Genomic DNA, 12,973 nt, shown 5'->3' on the forward strand with positions numbered 1-12,973 from the left:
TAACTATAGTTCAATACGTTTGAGGTGAGGTAAATGCTGGAGGCAATCTAAGCTAACGTTAGTACAAGGTTACCGTTAAATAGTTGTTACATAATTGAAATCTTATTTTCATGTAGCATTAATCATTCAAGACTATAGTAAAGATCGACCCCCTTTAAAATATAAACTTAGGCCCTCAGCCCGTTGCTGTGGGCCTCTTTTTTGTCACCGAACGAACGGACAGGTTAACTAATGTTTGATTTCCGACTGGGTTAGATCGGTGATTTTATCAATTGAATTAATTTGTATAACCTTGATATTCCACACATTTGAGAATCGATCCTCTTATCTAGGTAAGTCCGGATATTCTCGGCCAGCTTCATGATACTTTGGAGATCCACATGTTCGGTGGCGGCAATCGACTGCTTATATTTCACGGTTTCCTCTGAATAAACGGAGTTTTGCAGCACTTGGAGCAACCACATTTTTTGCAGATGACCTCCATCGTAATAACGATAATGGTTTTCAGGATCTCGGTCTGCTGCTACATAACCTGCTTTTTCCCAATAACGGATCGTTGATTTAGGTATTTTCGTCAACTCGGATACTTCATTGATGGTAAAGCGCTCTTTGGCATATGGAGATATATTTTCATTCGCTTGTAGCCGGATATCTTCGATCAACTTCTCCAATCTCTCTTTATCGTCGTATAAAACGACTTCCTTTTCCCTGATGGCCCACAAAGCGTTATGTATCTTGTCCCGCTGAAGATAATGAAGCACCTCAGTTGTCACTTCCATCCCGAATGCCGGGGCCAAGGCTTGAATACAGGCCAAGTAAGTTGCATGCAGGTCCGAATAAAACCGATAGCCGTTCGCTGATCTTTCCGCAGGAGGGATGAGGCCATTGGCTTCATAGTTACGTAAGGTGCTGGGGCTAATCATGAATGTTGCTGCCATTTTTTTTGGACGCATTTTCAAATTGCGATCTCCCCTAAAAAATCAGAATTAAAGTTACTTGTAAGGTTTTCTGGAAATTCATAAGATTCTCCTTCTTATTATTCGATAAACCTTTCAATTTGCTTGTATGTTGTACAATTTATTTGCAATGATGAAAAGGAGGAGAAAGTGTATGAATAAACAGTTCCCGAATTTCCACCAAGACATGACAATAAAAGAAATGGGTGAAGCGGCCAATCGTTATATTGAGTCCGAATGGAAGCCCTTGTACGAAGTGATGCATAAGGACTTGACGGCAGCTTTTCCGGAAATAGAAGATGCGGCTTACGGCCTTTATTTGGACGGTCTGATGCCGGTCATATTCGAACAACTGGAAAGTGCCGGTTATAGTGCGATGGAGAAGCTTGAGGAGAACGATTTCGTCATCGGAAAGTGCTTGATTTTCAGAAACTCCCTTGAGAAATGGGGCACGGAAGATAACAGATCGAGAATATTTTGGAACGTGGTCCGTGACAGGCAAGGCAATCCGTTAGGTACTTTGCTTACGGAAATTCCTCACTCCCATCTGAAATTCGACATTCCTTCGGCACCAGTCGTTTATTCACTACCTGAGATTCTCAAGGATAAGATCGTGCAAAGGGTTAGGGAAATTAAAGAATCCGAGCTAAAAACGGGAGAATAGAGCAGTCAATGAAATAATGAACTTATTTCAAACGATACCAACACGGAATCCTCTTCATCAACTCGTTTAAAACAATGACGGCAGGCGTTCGTCGTTCGTCCCTACTTCATTACGCTAACGGGTAACGATAATTCATGGGCTTGCTTCGCGGCAGGTCCTCTTTGTTATTCAAGTAACGGGCAGGATTGCATGGAAATATCTTGAATTATACAGAGGTACTCATCACTTTTGAGGTGACCGTCATGTCAATCGGGCAGGCTAGTTCCAATAGAAAGTTGGAGTTGTTGTTAGGATGCTGGTTAATGGAGGTGCGGATTTTGCAAAGCGTTATTCTAATAGGTGAACGACTTTCGCTCTCGAAACTACAGGAGGCATTTTCCGAGAGCCCATTTAAAATCGTAACGGTGTATAATGGTGAGCGGCTTTCGGGTGTGTGCTCCTATGGACACATTTACCTGGATGATATGACTTCGTATGTGCCAATTGAATATGAACCAGAGAAACTCAAGTTTATTCATGATTCTATTCAGTCACCACAGTTTATTTCATTGTGTTACTCTTCTAAACCCGTATGTATCAAAGCCCTCCAGACGATTAGTACGAAGATACATAATCTGTTGTTAGACGATGACATGGGGGAAATTGTATCTTTAACCGACAGCATGAAGTAAATCAGCGATATAAATTCTTCACCTAACTGCAAATGATAGGCTTTAGACTAACAAGAGATGAGGATGCCTATGGGCTTAGAAGTATTCTTAAAGGAATTTCACAGTGAACATTGGCTCAAGTTTGTAGAAACCTGCAACGAAACCTTTGATGCAAATGATATCGAATTTATTGATATCAGTGTCCCGCGAGATATTGCTACTGTATTGTATAGGGGACTAAAGAATCATGCTAATAATGGGCTGTTAAAACCAGTGCCAGCTTTAAATTTTGAGAGGCCAGTTGATCTATTAAAAAGCGACGATGGCAAAAAAATACTCAAAGTTGCACTTATGCGAATGCCTGACTAATATGAGATAAGAACTGAATTAAGTCTATTTAGATTTGAACTGATGTGAAAAGCGACTCTTTATTGCGCTAACGGGAGACGATAGTTAAATCACAACATGACGGCAGCTGGTTTATGATCGGCTGCCGTTTTCAATTGAAGTAAACGGGCAGAAAAGTTTAATATAAGTAGTTCAAGGAAGTGATTCAATGGATAGTGAAGAAAAAGATAAATACGATTTAGTCAGGGCATTCCCGCGTGATCTAAACAAAGACGTACGGCAAGTGTTGGACATTATCCCCCAGGAATCACATCTTACTTTTTCTTATTTTGAGGAACTGAGACTATCTGAGGAAACTCTATATATTCCATCTCGAATTTATTATGATGAACCTAGCCAGTCACAAATATCGTCTCTGACGGATAATCAACAAACCATACTTTATACCCTGTACACACGCCACCACAACGGCTATGTACGGGAAAAGAATGTAATGAATGCAATCGCCAAGGCAACGGAGTGTTCTTGGATAACAGCTTATCTGATGCTCATAATCGGTGAATATGTAGAGGAGATCTTACAGGTTATCCATCAAAATCGTTCACTGCTAAACGCAGACTTCATAAAAACTTTCGTACGTGAAAATCCCAAACTTTATCGAACAATTCAGAGTCGAGTGGTGAGTTATTGGAATTGTTATTATCGATGGAAGTATCCTAAACCTGAACAATATGTCGGGTTTCAAGTCCTGGCACATTTGAACCGTTTATTACGCTAACGCAGAACGATAGCTAAATGAAAATACCGAGATTTTGAATATACTGCCATTGTTTTCGGAACACATCAAGAATCAGGCAGAATGCAGCTTGTTGACGAGTCAACCCATTGAACAGCTGCCTCAGTTAACCAGTCAGCTCGATCCGCAGGCGCTGGAGCCATTCATGCCATGGTTAGCCTCGTTGCCAGCACATTGCCGGCTAAAGTCTTAAATAGAATATATTTCGTCTCTCCCATCACTAGGTGGGGGGCTGTTTGACTTTTACATTCAATTAAACATAAGGTTATTTGTAAAATAAAAAGCACCTTTGCAGGTGCTTTAGTGAATTAATTACTATCGTACTCGTTAACTTCGAATGTCAGGATTTTATCGAACAAAATGTAATCTTTGCGAGCTTTAAACGGACCTTTGTTGTTATTATGCTTGTCGATTGCGTATGTAATTGAACCTGTTCCTGTCGCTCTAGCATTATACCAATTGATAAACACATCCACTTCTGTCTTTGACAGATCGTATTCTTTTTCAACTCCATTTAAGAGCGTGATAACTAGAATTGCTCTACCTGATTGTGCTGGTGCTTGTGGTGTCGCTGAAGTTTCATTTGAATTTCCACTCTCGCCACTTGAATTAACTGCAGTTATAACGTAATAATATGTTGTCCCATTAGTTACACTTGTATCGGTATATGATGTTCCGGTAACATTTGTTGCAATAGTTGTATATGGACCACCCGCAATAGTGGAACGTTTAACATTGTAGCTTGAAGCGCCTGAAGTAACAGACCAGTTAAGATCAACTTTTGTATCCCCACCTACTGCTGTAAGATTGATCGGTGACGCTGGCGTTTGAATTGATGTTTCATACATTTGAAACTCATTTAAATCAATATTCACTGTATTATTATTTCCACCTGTGTTTTGCACGATAAAAATTCTGTATTTGATGTATTGATCAGTATTTGTGATTGAAAAAGTTTGTAATTGGTATAATTTTTCAACCCAATAACTTCCTTTATATCCACTTTTCGAGTCCAATGTTACCCATGATGTACCATCATATGCTTCGAATCTCCACGATTCTGGGCAAAGCGCTGTACTTTGTCCACATGCTATTGCATATGAGGTGACAGTTTTTTTAGTAGGAAACTCGTATGCAAGCCAAGCATTCTGAAATTCAGTTGTTCCCCAATCAGCATTAACTTCTGTCTTCCCATCAAATGCGTTATAAGGTTGATACCTTGGCCAATCATAGGCACTACTTTGAGTAATAATTCCCGAAGGCGACGTGCTACTTGTCATAACAGGAATGATATTCGGGGTGCTTTGTGCTGCTGCGATTACACTAAACATTTGAACAAATACGAGAGATAGAATCAAGAATGAAGATGCCAATTTCAGTTTATACTTTCTCATTTTTCCATCTTTTCTAAATATATGTTTTTACAATCTTTTCGTAGAGTATCCCATTTGTAACATTTTTTATAAACAAATATTGGAAATCAATAGATGGGTCCTTTAGAAAAATTTAGATGGTGGGCCTGCATTGAGTAAAAGGTACCGGTATTATTTTTATTGAAAATAAGGAAAATATATACATATTGTCGGAACAACGGACCAAGGAGAATGATTTCATTTCTAGCCTAATTGGAGCCCTAAAGAAAAAGGAGCACCCTTAGTCTTTGAATTTAATGGTAAACAACTCGTAATGAGGTCTGTTTACTCAAATAAATAACACACAAGGCTGCAGCAAAAATTAAACAACGGCCTCGTGTGTTATTTGAGTTTATGCTAATGGTGCTAAAGAAAGATTGTGCTATTTGAATTGTCATTAAGAGATGTAAAATGAAAAGAGGATTATGCAATTCTGAGAAAGAGGAGGCAAACCAATGTTAGGACTTGGATTCACAGGTTATGGGGATGTGAACGCCTTCTTGAAAAAGCGTTTCGCTGCTTGAATATCGCGGTTTTCGGAGTTCAAAATGAGTTTGAGTTTGGCGCGAAAACTACAACGGTGTTTTCAAATATTTTGACAAAGGAAGTTGCACTCTGTTTGATGCAGGGGGAACTAGTAAAGTAAAAAGAGGGCGTACGCCCTCCCAATGAAATTCCAGTTCTCTACACGACTAAGCCAATTAGTCCGGGCGGTTTAATAGAGACGTATTCTGCTTGAAATTGAATTTGTATTCACTCCATAAATTGTTCAATGCGCTGGCCCGATTGGAGCAGGTCTAGCAGCGCACGTTCCCGTAGCTCTCCAGAAAAACTAATAACGCAACTGATTTAGAAAATAAGTCATACTGTCAAGTAGCGGCTCTGTCTGTTTGTACCTTCGGATGATAAGGCAAGTACACAAGCTATCAATTAATCCCAGATGTGCAATTCTAGAGGACACAGCTTCTTTTAGAGAGTCTGCTTCATTTGATGAGATGACTAAACTGCTATCTACGAGATCCAGAAGGGGGGTTTTGTAAAAGCTTGTAATGCCAATAATTTTTGCGCCTTTTCCTTTTGCAATTTGTAATGTTTCAATTGTATCTTTTGTGCGGCCGGTATGTGAAATAGCAAGTGCCACGCATTCATCATCTAGCATGCTTGCAGATATGCGACTGATATGAGGATCGGTGGCTGCATAAGCAGGAAGACCGATACGCATAAAGCGATAATAAGCGTCTTGGGCAAGTGTGGCGGATGTTCCAATGCCGTAAATTTCTATTCGCTTAGCCTGTAATAAAAGTTGAACCGTTCGATGGAATTCCTCTTTATCCAATGTATTTATTGTATTCTGTAAGGTTTGAATGCTTGAACTGAATACCTTCAAAGCAATCGAGTAATCGTCATCATGAAGACTGATCTCTTCCGGTACGGGGTATGATGATTTGGAAATGTTCTTAGCTAAACTAATTTTTAGGTCAGTAAATCCGTTCAAACCAATTAATTGGCAGAATCGGACAATACTTGAATCTGCGACTGACAGAATAATAGCCAGTTGAGCAATTGTCATATTAATGATATCAGCGGGATGACTCAGAATGTATTCCGCTATCTTTTTTTCTCCTTGATGCATAGAGGGTAACAAATTTTTAATAATGACTAGGTAATCCTTTCCAATGTCCATGAACGCTCTCCATACTTTTAATTAATCATCATCTATGATTTTATATTATCACATTCCAATCAATTCAAGTAAACCCTGTTCAAATTTACAATATTTATACATCACGAAAACCCTTATTTAACATTCAACAGTTATGATGAAAATGATTAAACATCAAGGAATATTATTCTTTATTTTTTTATTACATGAAGAATAATATTCCTTGATGACGGCGGACAGTTAGGAGGTATGATCCATGAGTCGAATCTTCATTTATTAAAATACGATACTGCAAGGAAGGCAGTAAGTTTCGGATCATGACCAGGCTATCATTTACATAACATTTTTCTGAGAGATATTTGTATTTTACAAATGAAAGATAGAATCAAAAAGTAACTTAAAGGGAATATAATTCACTGGAAATAATTATTTAAAGAATTATACTCCATAGATCAGAATCGGGAGAATATAGGAATGACATGTGAGCTTGGGTATTATGAAACTTATATTTTTGACCTGGATGGATGCTTGTACGCTGGAAATGAACCATACCCAGGGTCAATCGCACTTATCTCATACCTTGCCGACAAGAACAAAAAGATCATTTTTCTGAGCAATAATTCTACCGAGACATCCGAGGAGGTACTTGCCAAAATGTCGGGCATGGGATTTCCTGTTTTGGGAATGCAGGCTCTGGTAGCTACCGATTTAACCGGAAAATATCTGCTAGAGAAGTACGGCAGCGTAACGGTATCGGTATGCGGATCGGAATCCTTGGAGGCAAGCTTGAAGAGATTTGGACATCGAGTCGTCCGCTTGGACGATCACAGCACATCCGACTTCATAGTGTTAGGCCGAGATGTCCACTTTAATTACGAGAAATTGAGGAGAATCGTCAACCAAGTGCTGAGGGGGGCAAAAATGGTTCTTACCAATGCCGATGTGTACCACCCAGGTGCGTTCGGAGAGCGAGTGCCAGAGACGGGAGCACTACTGGCGTCGGTGCTTTCCATGTTAGAAGGGTCAAGCGTTATTTCCATTGGGAAACCCGAGCCATATCCGTTTCAAAAAGCGCTTGAGCTTTCCGGAACGAGCCGGGACGCGTGCCTAATGGTTGGCGACAATATTTACACTGACATTAGGGGGGGGAGCAATGCGGGAATGGATACGCTTTGGATTTCTTACGACAGAAGTCGTCCAGAAGCAAGCCCAATTCCCACTTATAAGGTTTCCACAATTGACGGTTTCTACAGAAAGTTGCGCAATCAGATCTGATACTAACAGTACAATTCCCTTGGTGGTGATCATGTTGAAAATCGTAGTAATAGGGGAACTTCATTATTCGCAATCGTTCGCTGATCCTTCGTTGAAGGAGTATCAGGAAGATTTCCTCAAACGTTATCTCGATAATGTATTTCAGGTCCCAGCCGATATGCATGTTTCAGTCGGTGATTTAACGCACTCTGGCTCTACTGCTGAATTCGGCCGGATCTACCAAATTGCGAATGAGAGACATATTCATTTCTGCCAAGCGATAGGAAATCATGATGCTCTGACGATCTCTAAGGAGCTGATACCTTCGGTCATGCAGCGTCCCCTACATTTTCATGTGTCGACGGAGGATGCCATTGTGGCGTTTATCGATACGGTGAGGGAACGGTGTCCTGATGACTCTTCGGGAGCGATCTCGGACGAACAACTCGACTGGCTGCAGGAATTGATATTGAGCAGCGGGAGCAAGCCGGTTATATTGTTTGCCCATCACCCATTGTTTGGAACCACCACTTTTTCCGAGATGAAGCATCTTTCCATCCGAAATGACCGACTAGCAGGTATTCTCGCGAGTAAGCAGGGAATCGGGTTGTATTGCAACGGTCACAATCATATTCACTCTATACATCACAGCAGCCCATGGGTGTATATTCAGACCGCCGCTTGCCTAATAAAACCATCTTACCGGATCCTTACAGTACAAGACAGCGATGTATTTATCGAAACCCGTTTCTTGAACGACGACAAGCTTACGCAATACGGACAGATGCTGGGCGAGGAACTACTTTATATGCCCGACCAAATCCAGCCGCCGATCCGGACCATCGACTTGGAGCTTCGTTTCAAAACAAATTCATAATTGTACCAATTTAATTGAGAGAGGAAGCGAAAATATTGGAAATGAAGCAGCATAAATTTATTTCGTCCTACTTAGAGTCAGACATCAGCCTCAAATGGCTTCGCGGCAATCATCATGGACATTCGACGAGGTCGGATGGCACCGACGAGCCTTTAACAATTGTGCGTGCTTATGAGGAAGCTGGATACGATTACTTTGCCCTTTCCGAACATGATCTTTTACTCAGACGAGAAGAACTACAGCCCTATACGAAGATGTGTGTAATCCCGGCCGTTGAGGTCGCGGCTAAAGACGAGCAAACTCTTCAATACCTTGGAGCTGACAGAGTACTTCCTGCGTATTCATTGACACCCAGGGAAATTATGGATGGAGTGCATCAGGCCGGAGGACTTTGCATTTTCAATCATCCCAACTTCAAGCCCTTTCCTGAATATGCGACAGATGAAATGCTCGATACGATGGAAGGTATTAAAGGTATAGAAATCTATACTGGGGTTATCGAAAGACTTTTCGGACAGGCTTTAGCGACTGATCGCTGGGACTATCTGTTGAGTAAGGGATGGAGGGTTTATGGCCATGCAACGGATGACCAGCATGAACGGGTAGATCAATTTATAGCTTGGAACTGTGTGCAGTGGCCAGATTCGCAAGCCATTGATCCAGAAGGAATTGTTGCCGCACTTTCAGAGGGACGTTTTTATGCATCAACGGGAGTATCCATTTCAAATATTGAAGCAAAAGATAACAATCAGTGTATTTCTATAGAATCCGATGCTGATGAAGTTCATTGGATTAGTCGAAATGGGGTTATATTGAAAAAAGTTAGTGGAGGTTCTTCCTCTTTAACCATGAAGGAATTGCGTGAGAATCCCAGATTACACAATAAAGAACTGAGTGAAGCAATCTATGTACGTATCGAGTGCTTAGGGCGTGGTAACAAGAGAGCGTGGTCCCAACCATTTTGGATTGTCCCTGAAGAGTGAGGGTATTCTTTTACAGTATGAATTCTTATGTATAGAAGCAGCACCTTGCAATTGGAAAAGCATTAAAAAATGGCTTGAGAGGGGTATTACGATGAATAAAAGAATGTTTGGTTTACTAGCTATTAGCACGGCATTGCTAGTTACAACCGCTTGCAGCAACGGCGGCGGAAATGGAGGTTCAGGCAAGAAGATTGAAATCAGCTTCACTGACGTTGCGCCATCGCCTGAAAGAGAGAAGTTCTTTAATGAAATCATTGCTGATTTCGAAAAAGAAAATACGAATATCAAAGTGAAATTGGAAACAGTTCCTTGGGATCAAGCGTTTGCAAAGCTTACAACACAAGGTCAAAGCAAAACAATGCCCGATGTCGTCAACGTTTACCCAGCTTGGTTAACATCTTTTGTTCCGGCAGGCTATTTGGAGCCGATTTCGACCCAATATGATACATGGGATAAGAAAGATAATCTTACAGCCTTCATAAAAAATGTAACAATCGAAAAACAACAGCGTGAACCATACAAAGATGTTTATTACATCCCGGACGCTTTTATGGGCGGAGCAATGTTCATAAGAACAGATTGGATGAAAGAGGCTAAATTAGAGTTACCTAAAACATGGGATGAATTGTTTAATGTTGCTGAGAAATTAACAGATCCATCCAAAAACCGCTATGGTTATTCATTCCGTGGAGCTCGTGGAGGGTTTGACCAAATCTTTGCTTACATTTTCTCTGTTACAAAAGGCGAAAGCTATGAAGCAGACGGCACATCGGTTCTCCTAAGACCTGAAGCATTGGCTGCATTCAAGAGATACACCGATATGTATAAAAAAAGCTACGCTCCAAAGGACTCCATTAATTGGGGATATCAAGAAATGGTGCAGGGCTTCACATCTGGGGTAACCGGAATGCTATTTCAAACGACTGAAGTTGTAGCTACAGCACAAGCCTCTATGAAGGATGGTACTTGGACGGTTATTCCTAGTCCTACTGATGCAGATGGCAACACATATGGTGGAGCAGGAGCTTCATGGGGCTACAGCATTTCCAAAAACTCTAAGAATAAAGAAGCAGCTTGGAAATTTATTGAGTTCTTATCCAAACCGGAAAGCAACAATAAATATAGTAAAACAATGACAATGATTCCAATTATGCAAGATTCGCTTAAGGATCCAGAGTTTGGTCAAGGTCCAATGAAAGGCTTTATCGATGGATTGAATGATCCGAAGCTGATACCACCTGCTGATTATGGCAAATTCCCTGAGCTTGGTGAATTCAGAGAAAGCATTATGGATGCTGAAGTACAAAAATATTTATTGGGTACACAATCAGCAGAAGATACGATGAAGCATTTGGGAGACTTCTTAACGAAGGGACAACAGAAATTTATGAAAGATCATCCTGACACTCCAGTACCACATGCAGCAAATTATAAAGGCTAATCAAGGATACGATTCATATGATTTCTACACTATCAGGGGTTGGTTCACTGACCCCTGATATGTGTTTTTGAAATTCAGAAGTAACTGGAGGTTTCTTCAATTGAAATATATGCGTAAGAATGAACCGTATCTACTGCTCTTTCCTAGTTTTTTTCTACTATTTATTTTTCTGGCGTATCCCTTATTGAGTTCGATCATGTACGCCTTCCAAAGCTATAAGCTGACCGCCCCTAATGATATTGCTTTTAACGGAATTGAGAACTTTAAAGCTGTTCTTATGGATAATAACTTTCCGTTAATTATGAAAAACACGATAATCTGGGTCGTTTTAACGGTAGGTGCGCAATTTGTGCTCGGTTTAATTCTCGCTTTGGCTTTGAGTCGCCCATTTCCTTTGCGTAATGTTTATCAGGCTGTCGTTTTCCTGCCATGGGCAGTTTCCTCCTTTGTCATTGGCTTGACGTTCCGCTGGTTTTTTAATACAGAGTACGGACCTGTCAATGATATTCTGTTGAAGCTTGGGATCATTCACGATAAAATTTATTTCCTTTCCGATCCTAAAATGGCGCTATACTCGGTTATTATTGCCATGGCCTGGACGGGAATTCCTTTCTTTGCAATTATGCTGCTTGCAGCGATGCAATCTATTCCGCATGAGATTTACGAAGCGGCGGAAATGGATGGGGCGGGCATAATTTCTAGGTTTTGGAATGTTACCTTTAGTTATATCAAGCAAACCATTCTGATTACATTACTGCTAAGAACCATTTGGGTGTTTTCATCTGCCGAATTGATCTATATTATGACGACTGGCGGACCTGCAAATTCATCCAATACCTTAGCTTCCTATATGTTCATGAAAGCTTTTGCATCGCTAAACTACGGTCAAGCGGCGGCTATCGGTCTATTCTTTATGGTGTTATTACTCCTATTTACTTTTGTTTTCCTTCGACTCACTAAGTTTGAAAAGGCAGGTAACTTATAATGAACAAAAAACAACGTACACTTATTGTTATCGTCCGTTTTGTTGTTTTGTTGGGTTATCTGCTGATGGTATTAGCGCCATTCTATTGGCTATTCATCACATCGTTAAAACCCAAATTGGAGATCCTTACAACAAATATTCAGTATTGGCCGAAACATATTACATTCGACAATTACATCTACCTTTTTAAAACCTCTAATTTTGCCGTATTTTTTAAGAACAGCATTATTCTTTCATTAGCTACCGGATTTTTTGGTACTTCTCTGGCTGTTCTTGGCGGTTATGCGATGGCAAGATTCAAATTCAGAGGACATAAACTTGTCATTTACGGCTTGCTGTTAACACAATTGATTCCAGGTGTCCTCGTATTAGTACCGACGATTATTATGTATTCCAAGCTGGGCTTAATCAACACAATGGGCGGACTCATCCTTTTTTACACAGTGGGGACTATTCCATTTAGCTTGATCTTAATGCGGAGCTTTTTCGATCGAATTCCGATGGACCTTGAAGAAGCTGCATGGATCGACGGCTGCAACAAAATGCAGTCACTGTTCAAAATCATTCTGCCTCTAATGGTACCTGGTGTGATTGCAACCTTCATCTTTGCCTTTATTGGAGCGTGGAACGATCTGTTTGGAGCTGTCATGTTTATAAGCAGCGACAGTTTAAAAACAATTCCAGTAGGATTGAACATGTTTATACACAATTATGATATTGACTGGGGTGTCATGACGGCTGGAGGCATAGCAGCAACCGTTCCATCGTTGATTATGTTTGCCGTTGTGCAGCGATTTGTTGTTGAAGGAATGACAGATGGGGCTATAAAAGGGTAGAAACTCCGTTGGGAAAGTGAGTGAAACCTATAAGGTGTATGATTGTAGGCAAAAGGAGGAGAAAAGGTGAGTACCTTTGCAGCATCCACCTCATCTGCATCTCAAGAG

Annotated in this window: 13 protein-coding genes; 10 read left to right on the top strand and 3 right to left on the bottom strand. The window is 40.6% G+C overall.

Translation table 11 applies throughout. The features are described 5' to 3' along the window. Positions 1–251: 251 nt before the first annotated feature. Entirely contained in the window at positions 252–953 is a 702-nt protein-coding gene (locus tag LOZ80_RS03795) for a MerR family DNA-binding transcriptional regulator (protein ID WP_238172888.1), read from the bottom strand. Between the two features lie 157 nt (positions 954–1,110). Between LOZ80_RS03795 and LOZ80_RS03800 the strand changes: the two genes are divergently transcribed. The 4 genes from LOZ80_RS03800 (at position 1,111) to LOZ80_RS03815 (ending at position 3,396) form a co-directional block, all read left to right on the top strand. Continuing rightward, positions 1,111–1,620 (top strand): DUF6022 family protein, encoded by a 510-nt coding sequence (locus LOZ80_RS03800; RefSeq protein WP_238170169.1) that lies wholly within the window; start codon positions 1,111–1,113, stop codon positions 1,618–1,620. Positions 1,621–1,922: 302 nt separating this feature from the next. Then, positions 1,923–2,291, top strand: coding sequence for a hypothetical protein (locus LOZ80_RS03805; RefSeq protein WP_238170170.1), 369 nt, complete (start codon positions 1,923–1,925; stop codon positions 2,289–2,291). Positions 2,292–2,360: 69 nt separating this feature from the next. Further along, positions 2,361–2,639: a hypothetical protein gene (locus LOZ80_RS03810; RefSeq protein ID WP_238170171.1), complete on the top strand. Its 279-nt coding sequence runs from the start codon at positions 2,361–2,363 to the stop codon at positions 2,637–2,639. Positions 2,640–2,826: 187 nt separating this feature from the next. Continuing rightward, a complete protein-coding gene (locus tag LOZ80_RS03815; RefSeq protein WP_238170172.1) occupies positions 2,827–3,396 on the top strand; it encodes a hypothetical protein in 570 nt (189 codons plus the stop codon). A gap of 326 nt (positions 3,397–3,722) precedes the next feature. Here the strand turns inward: LOZ80_RS03815 and LOZ80_RS03820 are convergent, their stop codons facing one another. Together LOZ80_RS03820 and LOZ80_RS03825 are read right to left on the bottom strand one after the other, a co-directional pair. Further along, positions 3,723–4,808 carry a fibronectin type III domain-containing protein gene (locus LOZ80_RS03820; RefSeq protein ID WP_238170173.1) on the bottom strand — a complete coding sequence of 362 codons (1,086 nt, stop codon included), beginning with the start codon at positions 4,806–4,808 and terminating at the stop codon, positions 3,723–3,725. Between the two features lie 850 nt (positions 4,809–5,658). Then, complete coding sequence (locus tag LOZ80_RS03825; RefSeq protein WP_238170174.1) at positions 5,659–6,510, bottom strand: MurR/RpiR family transcriptional regulator; 852 nt, start codon at positions 6,508–6,510, stop codon at positions 5,659–5,661. A 453-nt stretch (positions 6,511–6,963) separates the two neighbouring features. Between LOZ80_RS03825 and LOZ80_RS03830 the strand changes: the two genes are divergently transcribed. The 6 genes from LOZ80_RS03830 to LOZ80_RS03855 all read left to right on the top strand — a co-directional run bounded on the left by LOZ80_RS03830 (position 6,964) and on the right by LOZ80_RS03855 (position 12,865). Next, positions 6,964–7,764: an HAD-IIA family hydrolase gene (locus tag LOZ80_RS03830; RefSeq protein ID WP_238170175.1), complete on the top strand. Its 801-nt coding sequence runs from the start codon at positions 6,964–6,966 to the stop codon at positions 7,762–7,764. 31 nt (positions 7,765–7,795) lie between these two features. Beyond that, a complete protein-coding gene (locus LOZ80_RS03835) occupies positions 7,796–8,620 on the top strand; it encodes a metallophosphoesterase family protein (protein ID WP_238170176.1) in 825 nt (274 codons plus the stop codon). 41 nt (positions 8,621–8,661) lie between these two features. Further along, positions 8,662–9,603, top strand: coding sequence for a CehA/McbA family metallohydrolase (locus tag LOZ80_RS03840; protein ID WP_238172889.1), 942 nt, complete (start codon positions 8,662–8,664; stop codon positions 9,601–9,603). Between the two features lie 91 nt (positions 9,604–9,694). Further along, positions 9,695–11,044: an ABC transporter substrate-binding protein gene (locus LOZ80_RS03845; RefSeq protein WP_238170177.1), complete on the top strand. Its 1,350-nt coding sequence runs from the start codon at positions 9,695–9,697 to the stop codon at positions 11,042–11,044. A gap of 109 nt (positions 11,045–11,153) precedes the next feature. Beyond that, positions 11,154–12,029, top strand: coding sequence for a carbohydrate ABC transporter permease (locus LOZ80_RS03850; RefSeq protein WP_238172890.1), 876 nt, complete (start codon positions 11,154–11,156; stop codon positions 12,027–12,029). Continuing rightward, positions 12,029–12,865, top strand: coding sequence for a carbohydrate ABC transporter permease (locus LOZ80_RS03855; RefSeq protein ID WP_238170178.1), 837 nt, complete (start codon positions 12,029–12,031; stop codon positions 12,863–12,865). Before LOZ80_RS03850 ends, LOZ80_RS03855 begins: the two co-directional genes overlap by 1 nt. Positions 12,866–12,973 lie beyond the last annotated feature (108 nt).

This window comes from Paenibacillus sp. HWE-109, assembly GCF_022163125.1.
GTDB lineage: Bacteria > Bacillota > Bacilli > Paenibacillales > NBRC-103111 > Paenibacillus_E.

Bases quoted from the DNA above. Each gene is read 5' to 3' on its own strand.
- LOZ80_RS03795 (WP_238172888.1), bottom strand. From the start codon at position 953: ATGCGTCCAAAAAAAATGGCAGCAACATTCATGATTAGCCCCAGCACC.
- LOZ80_RS03800 (WP_238170169.1), top strand. From the start codon at position 1,111: ATGAATAAACAGTTCCCGAATTTCCACCAAGACATGACAATAAAAGAA.
- LOZ80_RS03805 (WP_238170170.1), top strand. From the start codon at position 1,923: ATGGAGGTGCGGATTTTGCAAAGCGTTATTCTAATAGGTGAACGACTT.
- LOZ80_RS03810 (WP_238170171.1), top strand. From the start codon at position 2,361: ATGGGCTTAGAAGTATTCTTAAAGGAATTTCACAGTGAACATTGGCTC.
- LOZ80_RS03815 (WP_238170172.1), top strand. From the start codon at position 2,827: ATGGATAGTGAAGAAAAAGATAAATACGATTTAGTCAGGGCATTCCCG.
- LOZ80_RS03820 (WP_238170173.1), bottom strand. From the start codon at position 4,808: ATGAGAAAGTATAAACTGAAATTGGCATCTTCATTCTTGATTCTATCT.
- LOZ80_RS03825 (WP_238170174.1), bottom strand. From the start codon at position 6,510: ATGGACATTGGAAAGGATTACCTAGTCATTATTAAAAATTTGTTACCC.
- LOZ80_RS03830 (WP_238170175.1), top strand. From the start codon at position 6,964: ATGACATGTGAGCTTGGGTATTATGAAACTTATATTTTTGACCTGGAT.
- LOZ80_RS03835 (WP_238170176.1), top strand. From the start codon at position 7,796: ATGTTGAAAATCGTAGTAATAGGGGAACTTCATTATTCGCAATCGTTC.
- LOZ80_RS03840 (WP_238172889.1), top strand. From the start codon at position 8,662: ATGAAGCAGCATAAATTTATTTCGTCCTACTTAGAGTCAGACATCAGC.
- LOZ80_RS03845 (WP_238170177.1), top strand. From the start codon at position 9,695: ATGAATAAAAGAATGTTTGGTTTACTAGCTATTAGCACGGCATTGCTA.
- LOZ80_RS03850 (WP_238172890.1), top strand. From the start codon at position 11,154: ATGCGTAAGAATGAACCGTATCTACTGCTCTTTCCTAGTTTTTTTCTA.
- LOZ80_RS03855 (WP_238170178.1), top strand. From the start codon at position 12,029: ATGAACAAAAAACAACGTACACTTATTGTTATCGTCCGTTTTGTTGTT.